This is a genomic window from Salinibacterium sp. UTAS2018, assembly GCF_004118935.1.
Classification (GTDB): domain Bacteria; phylum Actinomycetota; class Actinomycetes; order Actinomycetales; family Microbacteriaceae; genus Rhodoglobus.
The window spans coordinates 1,170,022-1,191,467 of the sequence record NZ_CP035375.1 but is presented as its reverse complement, the minus strand read 5'-3'; the positions used below and the strand labels follow the sequence as shown (position 1 = coordinate 1,191,467).

Genomic DNA, 21,446 nt, shown 5'->3' with positions numbered 1-21,446 from the left:
CGCACCCAGACGCACCTAGCCGCAAGCAAGAGAGAGAACTATGAAGCGCGCATTCATTACAGGAATCACCGGTCAAGACGGTCTTTACCTCGCCGAGCTCTTGCTCTCGAAAGGCTACAAAGTATTCGGCCTCATGCGTGGTCAAAACAATCCCAAGCGTGAGTTGCTTGAGCGCGTGATCCCGGATGTCGAAATCTTGACCGGCGATCTGACCGATCTCTCGAGCCTCATGCGCGCCATGAGCGTCGCCAAGCCCGACGAGTTCTACAACCTCGGCGCGATCTCGTTCGTCGCCTACTCGTGGGAGAACGCTCACCTCACGAGCGAGGTCACGGGTATGGGCGTACTCAACGCGCTCGAAGCTGTGCGCTTACACACCGCGGCCACCGGTCAGCAAGTGCGGTTCTACCAAGCGTCCAGCTCCGAAATGTTCGGCAAAGTTCAGACTGTTCCGCAGAACGAAGACACACTGCTGTGGCCACGCTCGCCCTACGGCGTGGCGAAGGTGTACGGCCACTACATGACGATCAACTACCGCGAGTCGTACGGCATGCACGCCTCGTCGGGAGTGCTCTTCAACCACGAATCACCTCGTCGAGGCCCAGAGTTCGTGACGCGTAAAGTCACGCGTGCCGTCGCCCGCATCTCGCTGGGGCTGCAAGAGAAACTGACCTTGGGTAACATCGACGCTCAACGTGACTGGGGTTTCGCCGGAGACTATGTGGAAGCGATGTGGCTCATGCTGCAACAGGACGAGCCCGATGACTACGTCATCTCCACGGGCGAGACCCAGAGCATCCGCGTGCTCCTTGATTACGCATTTGCGGCCGTGGGAATTGACGACTGGACCCCCTACGTCGACTTCGACGAACAGTTCATGCGCCCTGCCGAGGTGGATTTGCTCGTGGGCGATGCCTCGAAGGCCAAAGAAAAGCTCGGCTGGGAGCCTCGCGTCAAGTTTCCCGAGCTCGTGTCGATGATGGTCGATGCAGACCTGAGCGAGCAGAAAGCGCTCGCAGGGCTGGAATGACTCGCGCACTGATCACCGGAGTCACCGGTCAAGACGGTTCATACCTCGCAGAACTTTTGCTCGCGCAGGGCTATGAAGTGCACGGGGTGACTCGCGACGCCGCTGAAGTCGTGACGCCGGGAGTGCTTGCCCACGAACTCGATTTGAGCACCGACAGCGCGATTGGTGACCTCATCACCGACCTGCAGCCTCGGGAGATTTACAACTTGGCAGCGCTGAGTTCGGTGTACCAGTCGTGGCAGAATCCTGGGCTGACAGCGAGGCTCAACGGCGCGGTGGTGGCTGAAATGTTGGCGGCGGTCAAGGCCATTCATGATCAGGGTGATGTCGACATCCGCTTCGTTCAAGCCTCGAGCGCGGAAATCTTTGGCACTCCTGCTGTCTCACCGCAGGACGAGAGCACCCCAGTGCGCCCTACAAGCCCCTACGGGGCCGCGAAGGCCTACGCTCACGGTCTCGTCGGCGCATACCGCTCAGCGGGCGTTGCAGCCTCATCGCTCATTTTGTATAACCATGAGTCGCCGCGTCGGCCCGAAACATTCGTCACGCGAAAGATCACAGCGGCGGCAGTGCGAATCTCTCAAGGGCGTCAAGACACGCTCGAGCTCGGAAATCTGGATGCTCGCCGCGATTGGGGCTGGGCTCCGGATTACGCTGACGCGCTCGTTCGAGCAGCGCAGCATCCGGATGCCGACGATTTTGTGATTGCGACGGGAATCTCGCATTCTGTTCGCGAGTTTGTGGCGGCGGCGTTCGAGCGCGCGGGTGTCGATGATTGGGCTGATCGAGTGACGGTGGCGGATTCGCTGCTGCGGACAGGTGATGCTGCCCTACAACGGGGGGATGCGAGCAAGGCCCAACGAATCCTAGGTTGGACACCGACGGTTCAGTTCGACGAGATCGTGGCGGCGATGGTCGATCATGATCTCGATTTGTCGACTTAACTTAACTCACGGCGCGCCATAACCCTTAAGTCACGGTCGAGGCAATTATGATCTGCGACTTGACTCTTGGGAACTACACCGATGTAATTATGTAACGCGATTTGATGCGAAGCATTGAAAGCGGAGGGGAGATAGATCACATGGGCGACAGCGGTTACCGCGCGGGAGTTCCCGACGACTGGTTTGTCGACCCGGTTCGGCTAGGAGTTCCCGGAGTTCGTCAGCCTCTCGCTGACGAAGACGGCAATGCCCTCTCGTGGCAGACAGACTCACTGTGTGCTCAGACCGATCCCGAAGCTTTCTTCCCCGAAAAGGGCGGCTCCACTCGTGACGCTAAGAAGATTTGCTCGTCGTGTGAAGTGCGCAGCCAGTGCCTCGAATACGCTCTCGAAAATGACGAACGGTTCGGAATCTGGGGCGGGCTCTCAGAGCGCGAACGCCGCAAGCTGCGCAAGCGCGCTGGCTAATTCGATTTCCTCTTCACGCGTGCGCTCTGTTCGTGAGCGCTGTGCTTCGATGACCCCGTATTGGGGATGCTCTCAGACTCGCCGGTCTGCAGCGAGTCGGATGCAGAAGAAGACTCACGACGCCTAGTCTCAAACAAATGCAGCCGAGAGTCACCGCAGTACTAGTCGCCCGCAACGGTGCGAAGTATTTGCCACGCACCCTTGCCGCGATCGCGGCTCAAACTCGGCGACCCGATTCGGTGATCGCCGTCGACGCCGATTCGAGCGACGACTCCCTCTCGATCATGGCGAATTCAGCTTCGGCCCAGATCGCGGATGCTCATGATCAACGAACATTCGGCAGCGCAGTTGCTTCCGCATTGCACAGCGCGGTGCCGCAATCGGCTGAAAACGAGTGGCTGTGGCTGCTAACTCATGACAGCGCACCGGATCCTCACGCTTTAGCTGCCTTACTCGGTGCCGTGGAGATCGCCCCGTCTGTGGCGGTTGCCGGCCCCAAACTCGTGCGCTGGGATAACCCATCCGTGATCTCAAACTTCGGCGAAACTCTGACGCCGCTCGGCCGGGCCGTTGGCCTTGTCACTGACGAACTCGACCAAGCTCAGCACGACGTGCAGACCGACACCCTCGGCGTGGCCGGCGCGGGCATGCTCGTTCGTCGTCAGGTGTGGAATGCACTGGGCGGATTTGATCCCAAGCTCACGTCGGTGGACGCCGCTCTCGATTTCTGCGTGCGCGCTCGGTTAGCAGGCCATCGCGTGATCGCCGTCGCAGATGCTCGTGTGGCCAGCGCTGGCGGCCCCGAGCTGTTCGGCAAGCGTTCCGTTTCGGCTGCCGCGCACAACCGGCTCCAGCGGTTCGCTCAGTTGCATCGTCGCCTGGTGTACGCGCCCAGTCTTGCTGTTCCGTTGCACTGGCTCACGCTGTTGCCACTCGCAATTCTTCGTTCCCTTGGCCACCTTGTGGCGAAGCAGCCTTCGGCTGTCGCCGGAGAATTTGCGGCTGCTTTCGCTGCCATTTTCGACGGGGGAGTGGTTGCTGCTCGTCGCAATCTTCGCCGCAATAAACGCGTCGGTTTCGCGGCAGTTAATCCGCTGCGGATGTCGTGGGCTGAGCTTCGCGAGCGGCGTGCCCACGAGCGTCACGGCAACGCTCCCGACGCTGCGTTCGACATTGCGAGGCCGAAGTTCTTCAGCAACGGCGGAGCCTGGACTGTGCTTTTGGCCGGCATCCTCGGCATGCTGGTCTTCTCACGATTTGTAGATGCGCAGGCGCTGACTGGTGGCGGCCTGCTGCCGCTGTCGACCACTGTCTCTGAACTTTGGGCGCACGTCGGTTACGGCTGGAACGACCTAGCTCAACAGGTGGTCGCCGCTGATCCGTTTGCGGTGGTGCTAGCAGTACTCGGCTCTCTCACCTTCTGGAACCCTTCGTTCAGTATCGTGCTGCTTTACCTCCTAGCGCTTCCTTTGGCAGCGCTCGCTGCGTGGTTGTGCGCGGCCGCCATTTCGGAACGTACCTGGGCGCCCACGATCGCCGCCGCCGCGTGGACTGTGATGCCGAGCTTCTTGATCTCGCTCGGAGAAGGCCAGCTCGGCGCGGTTCTTGCCCACATTCTGTTGCCGTGGCTCGTGCTCGCGGTGCTCCGCGCCGCTCACAACTGGGCGATGTCTGCGCTGGCCGCACTGCTATTTGCGGCGGTCACTGCCTCTGCTCCCAGCTTGCTTCCCGCGCTGCTGATCGCTCTCGTCGCGTGGATCATTATTCGTCCCAAGGCCACTCACCGTCTGCTGTGGATTGTGATTCCTGCCGCAGCGCTTTTTGCTCCGCTCGTGATTCAGCAGTGGGGCCGCGGCAACTTCTGGGCAATCTTCGCTGATCCGGGTGTGCCCGTTGCGCGCGAAGCCTCCACGGGCTGGCAGCTCGCGATTAGTAGCGTTGTTCCCGGCTCCAACGGGTGGAGTTCCTTGCTGGCCGCTCTCGGTCTCAACGACCGCTACGGGCCATTGCTCGTCGCGCTCATGCTCGCACCGTTTGCAGCCCTCGCGCTGATGAGTCTTTTCGTGCCCGGTACACGCCGCGCGGTGCCTTCGCTCGCCTTGGCGCTCTTAGGATTCGTGACGGCTGTCGCGGCAACGCACGTGTCGGTGAGCGCGTCGGGTCAGTCTGAAGTTGGACTGTGGGCAGCTCCGGGCCTCAGCCTGTACTGGCTTGGGCTCTGCGGCGCACTGACGGTCGCGATAGACAATCTCGATCGCCATGCCACCCTTCCGGCGCTCGTGGCCTTAGTCGGCATTCTGGGGCTCGCTGCGGCACCACTCTGGTTGCTCGCTTCGGGGATGAGCCCGGTCATCACGAGCAACGGGCGGCTCTTGCCCGCGTTCGTTTCGGCGGAATCCACCCAGCGCGATGGTCTCGGCACGCTGCAACTCACGGTGACGTCGGATTCGACCATGACGGTCGACCTGCACCGTGGTCGAGGATCGGGACTCGACGAACAATCCACTCTGGCCGCTACCAGCACCGAACTCTCTGAGGCTGAAGTGCGCAACGCGATCCTCGCCGGCAACATCGCATCACGTAGCGGCTATGAAATCGCCCGCGAGCTCAACGACCTCCAAGTAGCGTTCGTTGTCTTGACGCCGGGCAGCAACGCGGACATCGCAGAAACACGTCAGCGCATCATCGAAGCGCTCGACGGCAATAGCCTTCTCAACCCCATTGGCGATACGGCACAGGGACACCTCTGGCACTACCCCGATCTGCAAGAAAAAGAGATCCCCGTGGGCGCAAGTAACACTGAATCTCGCTGGGGGCAGATCGTGCTGGCTGGCCAAGGACTCGTCTTTGGGCTCACTCTGTTGCTGGCTATTCCGACTACACGCCGTCGGCGAGTGAAAGCGGCGAAAGCCGAAAGCGCCGTCACCGTGATTGAGGCGAACGAATGATCGACAACGAGATCACCCCGGATGAAGCTTCGGCTTTGCCGAACGAGCCGACCGGCGCCGAATTCGACGACGATCAAGAATTGACCGGTGCGCCGGAACCTGAGTCGAGTACGCGGCGCCCAGTCTCAGCGAAAGCGATCGCCGCTGTCGGCGCTCGAGTCGCCCTGGGGGCTGTCGGCATCGGCGTGGCCGCGGCGACAATTCTGGGGTCGAGCTTTCTCGAAATTCCGTCTTTTAGCGCGTCAGCGCCGAGCGAACTCGTCGTGCCGGTGCCGACGGCCCAGCAGTTGACGTGCCCCGGACCGCTCTTGAGGCTCTCCGACGACTCGGGCGCTGAGGCATCCAGCGTGTTCACTCTGGGGCAAGCCGTCACACGATTCGCGTCGAGCGCCGGCACCGTCGAGCAGGCACGCATCACCGCATCCGATGCTCAACAAGGGGAATCAGTCGCAGAACCTCTTGTTCTCAGCGCTGCTCCGGATGCCCAGTCTCCCGAGTCAGAGATGCGGCTGAGTGGTGCGCAATCGCAGTCGGTTTCGGTCGGAGACTACGATGGTTTTGCCTCGGCGGGCTGCCGCGCTGTCGGCGGCGATAGCTGGCTGGTCGGTGGCGCAACCACGACCGGGCGATCGACGTTGATTTCGTTGATTAACCCCACTGAAGTTGCCTCTACCGTCACCCTCGATATTTACGACGAGCGTGGCACGGTTTCGGCTGCCGGCACCGCAGGAATTGTTGTCCCGCCTAACGGGCAGCGCGTGCTTTCCCTCGCCGGTTTTGTGCCGGGAGCGTCCTCTCCGGTCGTGCACGTGACGAGCACGGGTGGCCAGATCACCGCTGAGCTGCAGCAGACGATCGTTCGCGGGCTCGACGCTGGTGGTGTCGAGATCGTGGGGCAAACGCAAGCGCCGTCTCGCACTCTCGTGATTCCCAGCATGGTCGTCACGAACCTCGAAGCTGTTCAAGCATTGCGGGGTTCTGCGGAGCAAACGGATGACGTTATTGCCGCCATCCGAGTCTTTGTTCCGGGAGATGAGCCGACCACGATGACGGCAACTCTCACTCCGGCAGACACCGACCGTGACCCCATCACTTTCACGCTCGACCTCAGCGCGGGAGTTGTCACAGATATCCCGATCGAAGAGCTCGCGACGGGCGAGTACACGGTGGCTATTGAATCTGAAGACCCGATTGTCGCCGCAGCCCGCACAACCTCGGGCAAACTCAACTCTTCCGGAGAAGTCACGGCCACTGACTTTGCGTGGTTCACCGCTAGCCCGCCTTTGACCGGCGATACCCAGCTCACGATTGCGACCGGCCTGGACGCGGTGCTGAACATCGCGAACCCCTCTGAGGCAGGCGTGACGCTCGAGCTCGCGGTTATGGGCGAAGAATCCGAGGAGTACGTTATCGACGCGGGACAGACGCTGCGTCTTCCCGTCGACAACGGCGACACCCTGACGGCCAACCACAGTGATCGGCTATTTGCCAGTGTTACTCAGGCCGAGAACGGTTTTCTTTCCTCCTACGCGATTGACCCTCAGACTCCAGGCTCGTCACCGCTCACGGTCTTCCCGTAATAACGCAGAGGCCGATCGTTCTGACAGCTCTCAGAGCGTGCACACTCTAGAAGTGTCGGAATCGATTGGGCGCGAGTTCCCAAGGATCCTTGCCGACGTATTCGGCGACCGCGCGAAAGACACAACTCTCGATGAGCATGCGCTTGTGTAGTTCGTCGTCTCGGTGCAGCCGGGCCATCCGCTCGATGGGCAAGCGATAGAGCACAATGCGGTTCTCGGATCGATTGACATGCCATCGCTCGACGGCGGAACCTTCAGGATCGCTGCCCGGCATCAGGCCGATCTCGAAGCGGGCATCCGCCAGTTCTTCTGGCCACATTTCTTTCAGAAACTGGGCGGCGGAGGCAACGGTCATCTCGAAGTTTCCGTTGCGGCTGCTGAGCAACGGCAAGTGCGGGCCGGTGACGGCAGCACGGATGCCGCGCCCGTGTCGGTCGCGCCAGTTTCCGCGCACAGAGCGCGTCGACTCCCGCTTCGATGATCTAGCCACGGGCCCATTCTACGGCGGCTAGTTGACCATCTGTGGGCGCACAGTCGTAGGCTAGGGCTCACAATGAATCAGCGCCCGTGCAGCAAGGTCGCCTGCAACTCCGAAGCAGTCGCCACCTTGACCTATGTCTATGCCGACTCAATGGCTGTTTTGGGGCCGCTGAGCTACAGCGCTGAACCGCACACCTACGACCTCTGTGCTCGCCATGCCGAACGACTCTCCGCGCCTCAGGGGTGGCAGGTCGTTCGCCATGTAGTTTTGGGGCATGAGCAACGCTAACCCCATCGATCTCGCCCCCTTCATCAAGGCCTATGACGTTCGTGGCCTTGTGGGCACCCAGCTCACTGACGAGGTAGTCGAAGCGCTCGGGGCCGCGTTCATTGATGAAGTGGATGCCGCGGGCCACGAGGTCGTCGTCGGTCACGACATGCGCGACTCCTCACCCCGTTTCGCCGCCGTGTTCTCGGCCGGTGCTCGTGCTCGCGGGGGCAATGTCGTTCTCATCGGACTCTGCTCGACCGACGAGACCTATTTCGCATCCGGCTCCATGGATGCCCCTGCCGCCATGTTTACGGCAAGCCACAACCCGGCGACCTACAACGGCATCAAGTTCAGCCGCGCCGGAGCCCAAGGCATCAGCTTTGCGACAGGCCTCAAGTCAATTCGAGACCGTGCTCAGGCTTATTTGGCCGAGGGAATCCCCGCCGTTGCGGCCCCGGGCTCCCAGCGAGAGGTTGACGTGCTCGGCGACTACGCCAGCTATTTGCGCACCCTCGTTGATCTGACCGGTATCCGCCCGATCCGTGTCGTCGTAGATGCTGGAAACGGCATGGGTGGTATGACGGTGCCCGCCGTGCTCTCGACTGCCGCAGGACTTTCGCCATTGCCCATCGACATCATCCCGATGTATTTCGAGCTCGACGGAACATTCCCCAACCACGAAGCGAATCCGCTCGACCCCGCCAACATCGTTGATCTCCAAAAGGCGGTGCTCGAGCAGGGTGCCGACCTCGGGCTTGCTTTTGACGGCGATGCTGATCGCTGCTTTGTCGTCGATGAGCAGGGCAACCCGATGAGTCCGAGCGCGGTAGCTGCGGTCGTGGCGCTGCGGGAAATTCAGCGCGTGCGGGCTTCGCAACCCGAGGGCGACATCCGTGTCATCCACAACCTCATCACCTCACGTATCGTGGCCGAAACGATCGAAGCCGCGGGGGCGATCCCCGTGCGCACCAACGTCGGTCACTCGCTCATCAAAGATCAGATGGCGGCAACGGGAGCGATTTTCGGCGGCGAGCACTCGGCGCACTACTATTTCCGCGACTTCTGGGGCGCCGATAACGGGATGCTCGCTGCCATGCACTTGCTGGCGGAGTTTGGTTCGCAGCCCGAACCCCTCTCGGTGCTCTCCGCTCGCTATTCGCCCTATGCGGCCAGCGGCGAAATCAACTCGGTGGTGGACGATGTTCCTGCCGCTACTGCCCGCATCCGCGCGGCCTTCGCGGCAGAGGCAGAGTTCGATGAGCTCGATGGCCTCACCGTTACCGGCACTGCGACCGAGGGCGACTCGTTCTGGTGGTTTAACGTCAGGCCCTCGAACACCGAGCCGCTGTTGCGTCTCAATGCTGAAGCTGACTCTCAGCCGACGCTCGAGGCCATACGCGATCGAGCACTCGCGATCATTCGCGCCTAGGGCGTGAGTCGGTACGGCGGAAGCCTGCCGTTTTCGCAGCCGTCTCCGTCACGTCGCCGATGTTGTTGCTGACGTTGTCGCTGTCGCAGTTGCGGCTTAGCCGCGGTCGCTCGGGAACCCGCGCGGAACACTCGTGAGAGCGGGTTCGAGCGCGTCTAGGCGTCGTTGCTCGCCCGCTAACGCAGCACTCTCGCGTTCCCGACGCACGGCACTCACCGCCGATAACAAAACTTCGGGCTCAACGTGGGGCAGGGGCGACACATAGGCCGCCGCTTCGTGCGCCAAAGACGTGGCGTGTTGCCGACGGGTGAGCGGGGTGTAGCCGGGGGCGGCGACCAGAAAATGTGAGATGCGCCGAGCTAGAGCATCCGGCATCTTGGCTACATCGGCCGTAAGCGCCCATTCCGCCAATTGGCCGGGCAGCTGAACCACCGGGTTAGCGAACTTAGACACCCGCTCGTACTGGCTGTACGTACCCGCGACGAGGTCACCAAGACGTTGTGCTCGCGTGTTGAGCAGTGCGACAACGGCGGCTAGACCTCCCGCGGTCATGAAGACCTCCAACACCCCCAAGAGAGCGCGGATGAACGCATGGCGAAAGCCGATCGCGCCACCGTCGTTGCGCACGATTCGAGCTCCGATCGCGAGCTTACCGAGTGACTTGCCCCGGCTCAGTGTCTCGACCGTTGCGGGGATCACGACGAGGCACAGCACAGTGGATGCAACAGTGAGAGCGGTGCCGATAGCTTGGTCGAGCCCGGCGGCGCTCGCGAAAGCGAAGGCGCCGATCAGCAGCCCAATGAGCGCGGCACCGTAGACCAGAAAATCGATGATGGCGCCGGCTGCCCGCAACACGAAACTGGCCGAGTGCAGCTCTAAAGCAACAGCCTCTCCGGTGATGAGCTCGTCGGGTTCGTCCCCATATGCGAAGGTGGTGGTCGTTTGTGGGCTCGGCATGACATCATTTAAGCAGATGGATCTCGACTCTTACTCAGCCGCGCACCGCGAAGACTGGGACCGCCTTGCCCATTTGGCCGCTCAACGTCGATATTCTGGCGCTGAAGCCGATGAGTTGATCGATCTTTACCAGGCGAGTGCCACGCACCTGTCGGCGATGAAGACGAGCACCGGCCAGTCAGTTCAGGCTGATCGTCTGTCTCTGACACTGAGTCGCGCCCGGCTCTCGTTCACGGGTGCCGCCGCCAATCTGTTGAGCCAATTGCCTGAGTTCTTCATCGCCCAGCTTCCGGCCGCGTTGTATCGGGTGCGATGGATGTCGCTCATTCTCGCCGCAGCAACCTTCTTCATCGGGTTCCTTTTTGCGTGGTGGGCCATCTCCAACCCCCAGCTTTTGGCCAACTTCGGTACTCCCGCCGAGCGCGAAGCTCTCGCGCAAGACGATTTTGTCGGCTATTACTCCGAATACTCCGGCGGATCGTTCACCGGCTTCGTGTGGACAAACAACGCGTGGATCGCCGCTCAAGAAATCGCGTTCGGCATTGTCGGTGTCTACGTGCCGTACCTTCTTTTCAATACCGCTCAGCAGTTGGGCTTCACCGCCGCAATCATGAACGAGTTCGATCGCCTCGACGTCTTCTTTCTCTACATCGCGCCGCACGGCCAGCTTGAGCTTTACGCGATTTTCGTCGCCGGTGCGGCCGGAATGATGATCTTCTGGTCCTGGGTCGCGCCTGGTGCTCGCACACGAGCGCAGGCCCTCGCGCATAACGGCCGCGCGCTGTTCACCATCGTCATCGGCATCATGCTTGCCCTCCTGGTTTCGGGCGTTATCGAAGGCTATGTCACCCGTCAAGATTGGCCATGGCCGATCAAGATCGGCATCGGCACGGTCGCTCTTGCAGGTTTCTTGGCGTACCAATGGATCCTTGGGGGGCGCAGCGCTCGCGCTGGCAACACGGGTGACCTCAGTGAGTTTGATGCTGGAGCAACGCACATCGTCGCGAACTGACTGCGGGTTAGAGCTTTCCGGCGGCTTTCAACGCGATGTAGTGATCGGCAAGCGCGAGCGGCAATTCGCTGGGGCGTCGTGAGACTACGGATGCCCCGAGCTGGTTGATCGCACCGGCCACTCGTGACTGATCTAGCAGTGCGCGTTCGGCGGCGCCGGCGAGGTACACAGTGTCGCGCGAGGATCGATCGAGCGTGGCATCCACGATCGATGGATCGGTAACGGATGCCACTACAACGGTGTGCTTGGCGGTGAGCTGGGGCAGCATCGCGAGCAGGCCGTGCGAGGCTCCGGGGGACTCGGCGGTGGTGGCAATCACCACAAGCGCGCGCTGCGTTGTTGCTTGCCGCACAAGGTTCGGCACGGCGTTCCAGTCCATCTCGATGAGTTCGGGCTGAACTGGCGCCATGCTGTTGACCATTTTCGAGAGCAAATCGGGGCCAGTCGCACCCTGAACACGAGCACGCACTCGGCGATCGTAAATCATGAAGTCGACATGGTCACCGGCACTGGAGGCGAGTGCCGCCAACAAAAGTGCAGATTCGAAAGCGGTATCGATGCGCGGTTCATCGTCTATTCGCGCAGCGGATGTGCGGCCGCTATCGACGACAATCACCACACGTCGGTCGCGCTCAGGTCGCCACGTGCGCACCACGAGTTCAGAGCGGCGCGCAGTGGCACGCCAGTCGATCGATCGAACATCGTCGCCGCGAACGTAATCACGCAGGCTGTCGAACTCAGTGCCTTGGCCGCGGATCATTACGCTTGTGGCGCCATCGAGTTCGCGCAGGCGAGCGAGGCGAGAGGGGAGATGCTTGCGCGAGTTGAACGGCGGCAGCACCGTGAAGCTTCCCGGAACGCTCACGGTGGTTTGCCGGGCGATGAGTCGCAAGGGCCCGTACGACCGCACCGTCACGTGAGCAGCTTCTCGAGTTCCCCGGCGAAGGGGAGTGAGAACCGTAGTGAGTTCCCTTCGTTCGCCCGAGGGGATGGTCAGCGTTGCGCGATTGCTCTGGGCTCCCGCTGACGGCTGCCAACCGTCGCGCACGATCGCGCGCAGGCGTCGAGGGGTGGGGTTCGTGATTCGCAGCGCAGAGCCTGTGGTCTCGCCGAGTCGCACTCGGTCGGGCGAGGTGCGCTCGAATCGTAGCCCGCGCACCGATACGGCCAGAATCAGGTCCAGCGTGCTGAGAACCGCTACGAAGAGTAACCAGTACACGAGCACGATGGGTTCGCCGGTGACGACGATCGGCACTATGCCGAGCGCCACGAGAGCAACGAACCATCCAGAAATTGCCATTGTTAGATCGGAACCTGCACTTGCTGCACGATCGATCGCAAAATGACGTCGGCCGACACCCCTTCGAGCTCGGCTTCGGGACGCAACTGAATCCGATGGCGAAGCACCGGCAGCACCATGCTCTGGATGTGGTCGGGCGTGATTGCATCGGCGCCCGTGAGCCAAGCCCACGCCTTGGCGGCCGCGATCAGCGCGATCGCACCGCGGGGGCTTACCCCGAGCTTCACTGAGGGGCTCTGGCGGGTGGCGCGAGCAAGGTCAACGGCATACGCGATGACGTCGGGGCTTGCGCCGACCTTCGTGACGGCGGCCTGGGCCGCAGCGAGCATTGCCGCATCGAGCACGGGAGTAACGCCGGCCGCGGCGAGATCGCGAGGATTGAAGCCTGCGGCGTGACGGGTAAGAACTTCAATCTCGGTGTCTCGCTCGGGGAGGTCGAGAACGAGCTTCAGTAAGAAGCGGTCGAGCTGAGCTTCGGGAAGCGTGTAGGTGCCTTCGTATTCGATCGGGTTCATCGTCGCAGCCACCATGAAGGGCACGGGCAGTTTCAACGACTGGCCATCGACAGAGACTTGACGCTCTTCCATGGCTTCCAGCAGCGATGACTGGGTCTTGGGTGGCGTGCGGTTGATCTCATCCGCCAGCAAAATGTTCGTGAAGACGGGGCCTTCGCGAAACTCGAACTCTCCAGATTTGGAGTCATAAACGAGTGATCCGGTGACGTCGCCAGGCATCAGGTCGGGGGTGAACTGCACACGCTTGGTGTCGAGCTGAAGCGCTCGGCTGAGGGTGCGCACCAACAGCGTCTTCGCGACGCCCGGAACGCCCTCCAGCAGCACGTGACCCCCGGTGAGCAGCGCGATGGTGAGCCCGGTGACAGCCGCATCTTGGCCAACAACAGCCTTGCCTACTTCTGTGCGTAGTTGAGTGAATGCGTGCCGCAGTTGCTCGTCAGTCATATCTCGATTCTTCTCTATCTCTGGCTCGGTGGGGCTAAGCGATTAGGCGGGGCGGATGATGGTGCGCACGCGATCTTCGAGTGCGAGCAATTCGTCGGACAGGCTAATGAGCTCGTTGTCCGTGGAGGGGTCGGCGTCGAGCAACAGGTGCTGGAGTTGCGCGAGAGGCTGGCCAACGAGCGGTGAGACCCGGTTGATCACATCATCGACGGATGCTGTGGATGGCATTCCGCACAGCATTGCGAGGCGGCGGATGGTTCCGATGCGCAGTGAGTCGAGCGTGTGAAGCCGGGCGGTGGACTTCGCATACAGCCGTGCACGACCCTGCATCGTTTCGCTCGAGCGCACCGTCACGGGAAGCTTTTCGATGACGAGCGGCCCAAAGCGGCGTCCTCGCCACAGTGCGCCGGCCAGCAGGGTGAGAAGGAACAACCAGGTTCCCGGCAGCACCCAGCCGGGGGCGAGCTCGTCGAGGGTGGCGGTGCCGCCGCCGTCGGCAATGTCAAGGAAGCTCGGCGTGTACCAGATGAGCGTGTCGTTCTCACCGAGCAGACGCAGTGCGAACGCCGCGTTATCCGCGGCGGTAATACCGCCATTGGTTAGGGCGTCGGTGGCACCAAGAATCTTCAGTTCAGTGTCGCCCCGATCGAGAATGATGAGCCCGTAGCCGTCGTCATCGTTTCCGTAGCAGGAGGTGATGTCGGGGCTCGGCTCGATAACTCGATAGCCGCTGGGGCCGGCAGTGATCTGAGGAGCATGAGCGACGGTGGATGCCGTGCATCCGGCGGCAACGGTCTCGGAACTTGTGCCCGCCTGCGCTACCTCGGGTGCGATCGCGAGGAGCTCGTTGAGCACAGGTTCGGCGACGATCACGGTGCTGGTCAGCCCGGCAGCGTCCTTTACTTGTTCTTCGGTCAGGTAGCCCTCGTAGTTGGAGAAAATGAGCGTGCTTTCTCCCGCGAGATCCGCTGCGGCCCGGGCATCGTCCAAGGTAGTCGTCACCACGACGTCGACGCCCTGATCGCGGAGAACTTCTGCCACCGCTTGGGTTCCGGCTTCGTAGGGACTTGTGGGGTCTAGCGGCGGGCCCTCAACGGCATTGCCCGCAAGATTGAGGGTGATGACGGCAACGACCACGAGCAGGATGGCAGCGGCGATCCAGAACAGCGAGCGGCGAGTGGTGGTGCGCAAGCGTGGGGTAAGCACCGTCGAATCGGTGCCGGATTCGCTCACAGCGTCGCCTCGGCCAAGTCGGGTTTGGTCGCGCGCACGCGAGCTTCAAGCGCGCGGAGTTGTTCATATTGCTCGCGAGTAGCGGTTTTGCGCATGTAGCGAATGAGGTCGAAGGTGTCGGCACTGCTGGCGAATTCCGCAGCGAGTTCGGGGAAGACACGTGAAGCCCGAGCAGCGAAACCGTGCCCGGTCGTTCCCGGAGTCATCGTGACGAGCGTGCGCTCTGATAATCCGCGGGCGATGGAACGGAACATGTCTGCGATAGCGGCTACGAAGTCGTCACGCGCCGCCGATTGCTCGGCTGCCGCTCTCAATTGCGCGGCAGATCGATAGTCGGTTTCACCAAACAAGATGTCCTGATGGCGACTCTTACGGTTGAGCCGCGGCACCCCGTAGACGACAATCGCTGCGATGATCGCGATGGCCACGAGCGAGAGAAGCACAATGGAAACGAAAGTCGGAATCCCGTTACCGTCACCGATCGTAAGGCTCGCTAGCCAGTCGCTGAATGCTTTGGATGCCCGGTCGAAGAGCGTCGGCTTTGCGGCCTGATAGGGAGCTTTCGAGAGTTCGTCGATGAGCCATCCGGTTGCATCGCCGGAGTCAGGGTCCACGGGTACGTCACCCGCGAGCGACCGCGCAGAGAACCCCGCGAGCCCTACCCAGGCCGAAACCGCGGAGTCGATCACTGTCATGAAGCAGCGTTCGGTGACGCAGGCGTGGCTCGGCTCGGCGTGCTCTGCGCCGTGAGATAGGGATCAGGAACCGAGTGGTCGCCGACATTGCGAGCTTCAACGAATCGCGTCAGATCAAGATCGAAGCCCTCCTTGCGCATGCGCATGTCGATATAGAGCAGCGCTGGAGCAGCAGACTGAATGACGATGGTGACGGCGCTGATGATGACCGAAAGAATGATGGACACGATGTAGATCACGGCGAATGCCACGACAGCTGTTTCCTCGTTGCCCGTCGGATTAAGCAGGCCGATGCCGAGACCGCCAAAGAAGCTGACTGGAGCCGTGACGACGCTCGACACCGTGTTCACGATGACCAAGATGAGCAGCAAAATGCCGAAGGTACGCCAGAAGTTTCCCTTGACGAGAGACCACGAACGGCGAATAGCAAGCATCAGCGGCAAACGCTCGATCATGAGGGCGCTGGGTACAAACGCGAAGAAGGTACCGAGCCACGCCGCCAGAAAGAGAGCAACGAGGAGCCCGCCAAGCATCGTCAGAACTCCAAACACGATTCCGGCGGTGTCCCCGATAGCGAATAACAACACCGATACGCCAGCCACAATCGCAATCCCCACGATGACCGCGAGCATGACGAGCGCTGACCAGCCGATGAGAGCGCCGATGCGGCCTTTGGCGGCGTTCCACAGACCGCGCAGGCGAAGACGCTCGCCCACGGTTCCGCGAGCAACTTCGAGCGAGATGACCCCCTGCAGAATCGCGCCACCGACGAGAGAGAGGGCCACAGCGAACAGGGCGGAGAGGATCACGCCGGCGGTAGCGCCGGCTTCGATAGCTGCGGCATCCCCATCGCTGGCGCTCAGCGAACGTTCGATTCCGCTGAAGGTCACAACGCCGACAAGAACGAGAGAGCCGACCATAACGAGACTCATGATGAGTAGCGCGAGCCCAAAGGTCGGGCGAGGATTGCGGCGCAGCACCATGAGGGACGCCGAGAGAATTGCGCCGAGACCGAGCGGGTGCAGCGGGATGAGGCCCGGTTTAGGCGGCGGAGTCCAGCCGGCAGTCGGAGCCACGAATGGCGGAGTTGCACCCGGCGTCCCCGGCGCTACCGGTGCAGTTTCAGCGGGGCTATACGCCGACGCCGCGGTGGGAGGTGCAAGCGACCCGGCGCCAGCGGCGCTGCTGCTATCGGGTGACTGCCAGGGGCTGTTGTCGCTCACGTCTCATCCTCGATTGGGTGACTGCAAATATTTCAATCTCCCTCATGTTTTCACACTCGACTACTCTTATGCGAAAGCTTCTCACTCAGTTCGCCCGAGAGCTAGAAAGTAACGAGGAACAGTGAACCCGCGAATTCTTGTAGTAGATGACGACACTGCCCTGGCAGAAATGATCGGAATCGTTCTCCGCACTGAAGGTTACGAACCATTTTTCTGCCAAGACGGCGCGTTAGCGTACGACGCTTTCAAGTCGGCCGCGCCCGATTTGGTGTTGCTCGACCTCATGCTGCCCGGCATGGACGGCATTGAGATCTGCTCGCGCATCCGCGAAGAGTCGGGCGTGCCGATCATCATGCTCACCGCCAAGAGCGACACAGCAGACGTCGTCAAGGGTCTCGAGAGCGGCGCTGACGACTACGTGGTCAAGCCCTTCAATCCCAAAGAGCTTGTGGCGCGCGTGCGCACTCGCCTGCGCCCCGCCAGCGATGCTGCCACCGGCACCTTGACCGTTGGCGACCTTGAATTGGATGTCACGGGCCACGAAGTGCGTCGAGGTGACGCCAGAATCAATTTGACCCCGCTCGAATTTGAGCTCCTGTTGGCGCTTGCCATGAAGCCGGAGCAAGTTTTCACCCGCGAAATGCTCTTGGAGCAGGTCTGGGGTTACCACTACAAGGCTGATACCCGCTTGGTGAATGTTCACGTGCAGCGCCTGCGCGCAAAGGTCGAGGAAGATCCCGACAACCCGAAGATTGTCATGACTGTTCGCGGTGTTGGTTACCGCGCTGGCGCCAGCGCTTAGCTTCTATGCGCGATTTTGACTGGCGCGGCTGGGTGCAGCGAGCTGCTGCGCTCTGGCGCTCGTCGCTTCAATTGCGCACTGTCGCGATCACGGTGCTGTTGTCATCGGTAGTGGTCGCGGTGATCGCCGGCTACATGTCGCTGAGTGTCGGGGCCAACCTCTTCGATGCGAGCCGCGACCAGCTCACGCGCACATCGGCCAATGCCACCCTGGCAGGCCAACAGGTGTTCGACGCCGCAGATGAGGGCCTCGGCCTTGAGGACCTCGACGTCATGATGGGGGAGGCCGCGAAGGTCATCGAGAGTGTGGCCTCCAGCACGGGCGGCACGAGTTACGCAATCTTGCGCACCCCGGCTCAGGAGGGGCCCCGCGTTCCTTCTGATGTTCAAACGCTGGGGCTAGGCTCCGCCGCTCTCATCTCTGAAGAACTGCGCGATATCGTCTCGCAGTCGACCGAGCAGCGCACCTACTGGCAGTCGGTTGCGCTGGAGCAAGAGGCCGATGGTGCGGTGCATCCCGGGCTCGTGGTCGGATCGACGCTCGACATTCGGGGTAGCCAATATGAGCTGTATTTGGTCTACGACATTCAAGACACTCAAGACACCCTCGTGCTGGTTCAGCAGACCCTCGGGCTCGGCGGTTTCGCGCTTCTCGCACTCATTGGCGTTGTCACGTTCGTGGTGGTGCGCCTCGTTGTTGGCCCTGTTCGCTTAGCCGCCGAAACGAGTCAACGCTTGGCGGCCGGTGAGCTCGAGGTCCGCATTCCGGTGCAGGGCAACGACGTAATTGCGACTTTGGCGCGATCGTTCAACGGCATGGCTACGAGCATGCAACAGCAGATCACGCGACTCGCGGCGCTCTCGCAGGTTCAGCAACGCTTTGTGTCGGATGTCTCCCACGAGCTTCGTACTCCGCTCACCACAATTCGACTTGCGGGTGACGTTCTCTACGATCAACGCGAAAATTTTCCACCGGCCACGGCGCGCACTGCTGAGCTGTTGCACACTCAGGTCGAACGGTTCGAACTCTTGCTCGCCGACCTGCTCGAAATGAGTCGATACGACGCGGGAGCGGTCGATATGGAAACCGAGCCGACCAACCTCGTGCGCCTCGTCGAAGACGCTATCGAGAGCCTGACGTCACTCGCCGAGAGCAAAGGCTCAGAATTGCGGCTTGTGGCCCCCGGCGGCCATTTCGAGGCGGATGTCGACCCGCGGCGCATCCGTCGCATTCTTCAAAACCTAGTGAGCAACGCGATCGATCATGGTGACGGGCTGCCGATCGTTGTGTGGGTAGACAGCGATCAAGACGCCATCGCCATCGCTGTTCGCGATTATGGCGTGGGAATGAGCCAGGCAGCTCTCGAGCGCGTCTTCGACCGCTTCTGGCGCGCCGACCCGTCGCGGCAGCGCACCACTGGTGGCACCGGTCTGGGGTTAGCTATTGCTCTCGAAGACGCTGCGCTTCACGGCGGCTGGCTCGAAGCGTGGTCGGATGGAGACCACGGCTCCTGCTTCCGGCTTACGATTCCGCGCGAACGCGGAGCTGACCTGCGGTCCTCACCGCTCGAACTGCCACCGAATGACGAGATTCCCCGCTTGGAGGCTCCGCATGCCTAAGTTCTCCAAGGGCGCATACCTCGCGCTGATTGCCGTCGTGGCCGTCGTGCTGACCGGCTGTGTTGGTGTGCCGATGGCGAGTGAGGTTCAAACCGGCCCGCGTATCGACGAACAGGATGGCGCCCAGTACGAGATCGTCGCGTCTGGGCCGGTCGCGGGCTCAACTCAGGAGCAGATCCTGACCGACTTCATGAACGCCGTACGTTCGCCGTCGCGGGACTACTCCGTGGCCCGCGAATTTCTTACGGGAGCGATGAGCGAGGCGTGGAATCCTGCTGCCAGCGCGACCGTTCGTGAGCGCGACAAGCTGCCGACTATTGCACCGGCGATCGACGAAGATTCGTTGACCTATTCGTTTTCTGCTCAGGCAGTGGTCGACGAGAGAGGGATCTACTCCGAGCTTCGTTCTCCCGTGTCGCAAACTCTCGCGTTCGAGTTTGAGCGCGTCGGCGGCGAATGGCGCATTTCGACAGCGCCACCGGGGGTAGTGCTTACTCTTAGTGGTTTCGAAGTGAGTTTCGAAGAGCAAGTGTTGTACTACTTTGATCCCAGCTTCGCCTACCTCATCCCCGATACCCGCTGGTTTGCTGTGCGGGAGTCGTCGCAGACGCGGGCGATTCAAGCATTATTGGTCGCCGATTCGGCGTGGGTGCAACAGGGCGTCGTGCTCACCGCATTCCCGCCATCCACGACGCTCGGGACAACAAGTAGCCTTACTTCTGGCCGTGCGGTCGTTGACCTGAGTTCTGAGGCGCTCGCTGCCAATAACGTGGCGCGCGACCGTATGCGTCAGCAGTTGGCGGCAACGCTGCACACCCCCATTGTGCTCATCACGGTCGACGGTCGAGAGCTTCCGGATACAACGTCGGGTCAGAATGCCGCAGTAATTGAACCCGGTTCGGCGGGGCCTCTCGTCGTGGGAACGGGTGATGAGTTCGGGTTTAGTACGAGTGATGGACTCAGCGCGATCACCGAACTCAGTGACGTCGTGACGGCGGCGGGTGCTACGGCCGTCGCCCTCTCAGCCGATCGTCTTTCAGCGGCCTATCGCGCGGGGGATAACGCGGTCTACTTTGCATCGGTCGGCGTCGCACCTCGTGTCATCGATTCGCGAGACGAGCTCGTGGCGCCGTCGCTCGATCCGTTCCGGTTTGTGTGGTCTGCGCAGGGAGCGAATGCGGCGTCACTGACGACCTTCGCGGTTGACGGCACTGAGCATCCGGTGCAGTCGGCACTACCCGCAGACTCTCAAATCGTGTCGCTCGATGTCTCGCGCGATGGTGCGCGCTTGCTCGTGTATCTCTCGACGCCCTCTGGTCCGCAATTGCTCGTCTACGGCATCGTGCGCCAACAGGGCAATGTTCCCGTTCAGCTCGTGGAGCCCGTCGCCTTGCCGGTACCCACCGGGGTTGCGATCGATGCCGCGTGGGTGGGAACGAGCAGCGTTGCCACCTTGACCGCGGTTGATGACTCGGTCGAAGTGACCGCCTACAACCTTGGCGGCCCTTCGCAAGATCTGGGCACTGTTGACGGAGCATCCCAGATCGTAACGACGGGATCCAACACGGATGGGCTCCGGGTGCTTTCGGAAGGTGAAGTCTGGCGACCCCAAGGAAGCCAAGCCTGGGTGCGTACCGGGCTCGACGCCTCCTTCATGGCAGTGCAGCAGTAGCCGTTGTCCACGGATCCGTCGCTGAGTGCGGCGTTGGGGGCTGTCAACGACACGATCGGGGGATGACGCCCTCACAGCAGCCTCACGACGACGACAAGCGAGCGTGGTGGCACGGAGCCCTCATCGACGCTCTCCGCGACGCCTGGGCGCTCCTGATGCCCGTGGAGTGCGCCGGCTGCGAGCGGGTCGACCGTGCTCTGTGTGATGAGTGTGCGCGCCGCTTAGTGGCGCAGCCGAGCATCCACTCGACTCCGCAGCACCTCGCCGTGCACTACGCCCTGCGATACGAAGGGCGGGCACGCCGGGTGCTGCTGGCCTTCAAGAATCATCACCGCACCGATCTCGCGCGAGCCCTGTCGGCATCGTTCCTGCCGGCGTTACTGCAAGCGATCGATGCGGCGTCATCGTCAGACCCGGCAACGCACCCTGTTCAGATCGTTGCCGTGCCGAGCAGCCGCGGAGCCTTCCGCACGCGGGGGTATCACCCGATGGCACTCATACTCCGCGCGGCGGGAGTGCGCCACGCCCGGGTGTTAAGAGTTGCCCAAGAAACTCGCAGCCAAAAATTGCTGAGCGCGCAACAGCGCGCCAGCAACGTTCACGGCGCGTTCATCGCGACGCATTCTCTCGCTGGCATCCGCGTAATCATTGTGGATGACGTGCTCACGACGGGTGCCACGATCGATGAAGCGGCGAGAGCAATTTCCGCTGCGGGCGCAACAGTTGTGGGTGCTGCAACCATCGGGTTCACTCCAAGAAGGCTGACGGTTCGTGACATTGCCAGCGGCGAGGGCTACGGTATGGAAAAGGGCGCGAAATAGTAGC

General features: G+C 61.8%; 19 protein-coding genes. 12 read left to right on the top strand and 7 right to left on the bottom strand.

Annotated features, from left to right (window positions below; translation table 11 throughout):
* Positions 1-40: 40 nt before the first annotated feature.
* From ESZ53_RS05670 to ESZ53_RS05650, 5 genes are all read left to right on the top strand, one after another.
* The gene (locus ESZ53_RS05670) at positions 41-1,030 is read left to right on the top strand and encodes a GDP-mannose 4,6-dehydratase (RefSeq protein ID WP_129071934.1); all 990 of its coding nucleotides are present in this window, start codon (positions 41-43) and stop codon (positions 1,028-1,030) included.
* Positions 1,027-1,974 (top strand): GDP-mannose 4,6-dehydratase, encoded by a 948-nt coding sequence (locus ESZ53_RS05665; RefSeq protein WP_129071933.1) that lies wholly within the window; start codon positions 1,027-1,029, stop codon positions 1,972-1,974. The genes ESZ53_RS05670 and ESZ53_RS05665 overlap by 4 nt, the downstream gene beginning before the upstream one ends.
* Positions 1,975-2,114: 140 nt before the next feature.
* The gene (locus ESZ53_RS05660) at positions 2,115-2,441 is read left to right on the top strand and encodes a WhiB family transcriptional regulator (protein ID WP_129071932.1); all 327 of its coding nucleotides are present in this window, start codon (positions 2,115-2,117) and stop codon (positions 2,439-2,441) included.
* 137 nt (positions 2,442-2,578) lie between these two features.
* Positions 2,579-5,389, top strand: coding sequence for a glycosyltransferase family 2 protein (locus tag ESZ53_RS05655; protein WP_129071931.1), 2,811 nt, complete (start codon positions 2,579-2,581; stop codon positions 5,387-5,389).
* Positions 5,386-6,969, top strand: a complete 1,584-nt coding sequence (locus ESZ53_RS05650; protein ID WP_129071930.1) for a DUF5719 family protein — start codon at positions 5,386-5,388, stop codon at positions 6,967-6,969. Before ESZ53_RS05655 ends, ESZ53_RS05650 begins: the two co-directional genes overlap by 4 nt.
* Before the next feature lie 46 nt (positions 6,970-7,015).
* Here the strand turns inward: ESZ53_RS05650 and ESZ53_RS05645 are convergent, their stop codons facing one another.
* Positions 7,016-7,459, bottom strand: a complete 444-nt coding sequence (locus tag ESZ53_RS05645; RefSeq protein ID WP_129071929.1) for a metallopeptidase family protein — start codon at positions 7,457-7,459, stop codon at positions 7,016-7,018.
* A 63-nt stretch (positions 7,460-7,522) separates the two neighbouring features.
* Here ESZ53_RS05645 and ESZ53_RS05640 point away from each other — a divergent pair, with 63 nt between their 5' ends.
* Together ESZ53_RS05640 and ESZ53_RS05635 are read left to right on the top strand one after the other, a co-directional pair.
* Positions 7,523-7,738, top strand: a complete 216-nt coding sequence (locus ESZ53_RS05640) for a DUF3499 family protein (protein WP_129071928.1) — start codon at positions 7,523-7,525, stop codon at positions 7,736-7,738.
* Positions 7,725-9,149 (top strand): phosphomannomutase/phosphoglucomutase, encoded by a 1,425-nt coding sequence (locus ESZ53_RS05635; protein ID WP_129071927.1) that lies wholly within the window; start codon positions 7,725-7,727, stop codon positions 9,147-9,149. The genes ESZ53_RS05640 and ESZ53_RS05635 overlap by 14 nt, the downstream gene beginning before the upstream one ends.
* A gap of 96 nt (positions 9,150-9,245) precedes the next feature.
* Here ESZ53_RS05635 and ESZ53_RS05630 read toward each other — a convergent pair whose 3' ends face one another.
* Entirely contained in the window at positions 9,246-10,106 is an 861-nt protein-coding gene (locus ESZ53_RS05630; RefSeq protein ID WP_129071926.1) for an RDD family protein, read from the bottom strand.
* Between the two features lie 16 nt (positions 10,107-10,122).
* Here ESZ53_RS05630 and ESZ53_RS05625 point away from each other — a divergent pair, with 16 nt between their 5' ends.
* Positions 10,123-11,118, top strand: a complete 996-nt coding sequence (locus tag ESZ53_RS05625) for a stage II sporulation protein M (RefSeq protein WP_129073512.1) — start codon at positions 10,123-10,125, stop codon at positions 11,116-11,118.
* A gap of 7 nt (positions 11,119-11,125) precedes the next feature.
* On the opposite strand, the gene ESZ53_RS05620 is transcribed toward ESZ53_RS05625, so the two are convergent.
* From ESZ53_RS05620 to ESZ53_RS05600, 5 genes are read right to left on the bottom strand one after another with little or no spacing between them, the layout of a single operon-like run.
* Positions 11,126-12,418: a DUF58 domain-containing protein gene (locus ESZ53_RS05620; protein ID WP_129071925.1), complete on the bottom strand. Its 1,293-nt coding sequence runs from the start codon at positions 12,416-12,418 to the stop codon at positions 11,126-11,128.
* 2 nt (positions 12,419-12,420) lie between these two features.
* The gene (locus ESZ53_RS05615; protein ID WP_129071924.1) at positions 12,421-13,377 is read right to left on the bottom strand and encodes a MoxR family ATPase; all 957 of its coding nucleotides are present in this window, start codon (positions 13,375-13,377) and stop codon (positions 12,421-12,423) included.
* Between the two features lie 42 nt (positions 13,378-13,419).
* On the bottom strand, positions 13,420-14,610 hold the full coding sequence (locus tag ESZ53_RS05610; RefSeq protein ID WP_129071923.1) for a DUF4350 domain-containing protein: 1,191 nt from the start codon (positions 14,608-14,610) through the stop codon (positions 13,420-13,422).
* Positions 14,607-15,305, bottom strand: coding sequence for a DUF4129 domain-containing protein (locus ESZ53_RS05605; RefSeq protein ID WP_129071922.1), 699 nt, complete (start codon positions 15,303-15,305; stop codon positions 14,607-14,609). Before ESZ53_RS05605 ends, ESZ53_RS05610 begins: the two co-directional genes overlap by 4 nt.
* On the bottom strand, positions 15,302-16,528 hold the full coding sequence (locus ESZ53_RS05600; protein WP_246837394.1) for a glycerophosphoryl diester phosphodiesterase membrane domain-containing protein: 1,227 nt from the start codon (positions 16,526-16,528) through the stop codon (positions 15,302-15,304). Before ESZ53_RS05600 ends, ESZ53_RS05605 begins: the two co-directional genes overlap by 4 nt.
* Before the next feature lie 121 nt (positions 16,529-16,649).
* Between ESZ53_RS05600 and mtrA the strand changes: the two genes are divergently transcribed.
* From mtrA to ESZ53_RS05580, 4 genes are all read left to right on the top strand, one after another.
* A complete protein-coding gene (gene mtrA / locus ESZ53_RS05595; protein WP_129071921.1) occupies positions 16,650-17,330 on the top strand; it encodes an MtrAB system response regulator MtrA in 681 nt (226 codons plus the stop codon).
* A 5-nt stretch (positions 17,331-17,335) separates the two neighbouring features.
* A complete protein-coding gene (gene mtrB / locus ESZ53_RS05590) occupies positions 17,336-18,949 on the top strand; it encodes an MtrAB system histidine kinase MtrB (RefSeq protein ID WP_129071920.1) in 1,614 nt (537 codons plus the stop codon).
* Positions 18,942-20,621 carry a GerMN domain-containing protein gene (locus ESZ53_RS05585; RefSeq protein ID WP_129071919.1) on the top strand — a complete coding sequence of 560 codons (1,680 nt, stop codon included), beginning with the start codon at positions 18,942-18,944 and terminating at the stop codon, positions 20,619-20,621. The genes mtrB and ESZ53_RS05585 overlap by 8 nt, the downstream gene beginning before the upstream one ends.
* Positions 20,622-20,683: 62 nt before the next feature.
* Positions 20,684-21,442 (top strand): ComF family protein, encoded by a 759-nt coding sequence (locus ESZ53_RS05580; RefSeq protein ID WP_129071918.1) that lies wholly within the window; start codon positions 20,684-20,686, stop codon positions 21,440-21,442.
* The last annotated feature ends 4 nt before the right edge of the window (positions 21,443-21,446 follow it).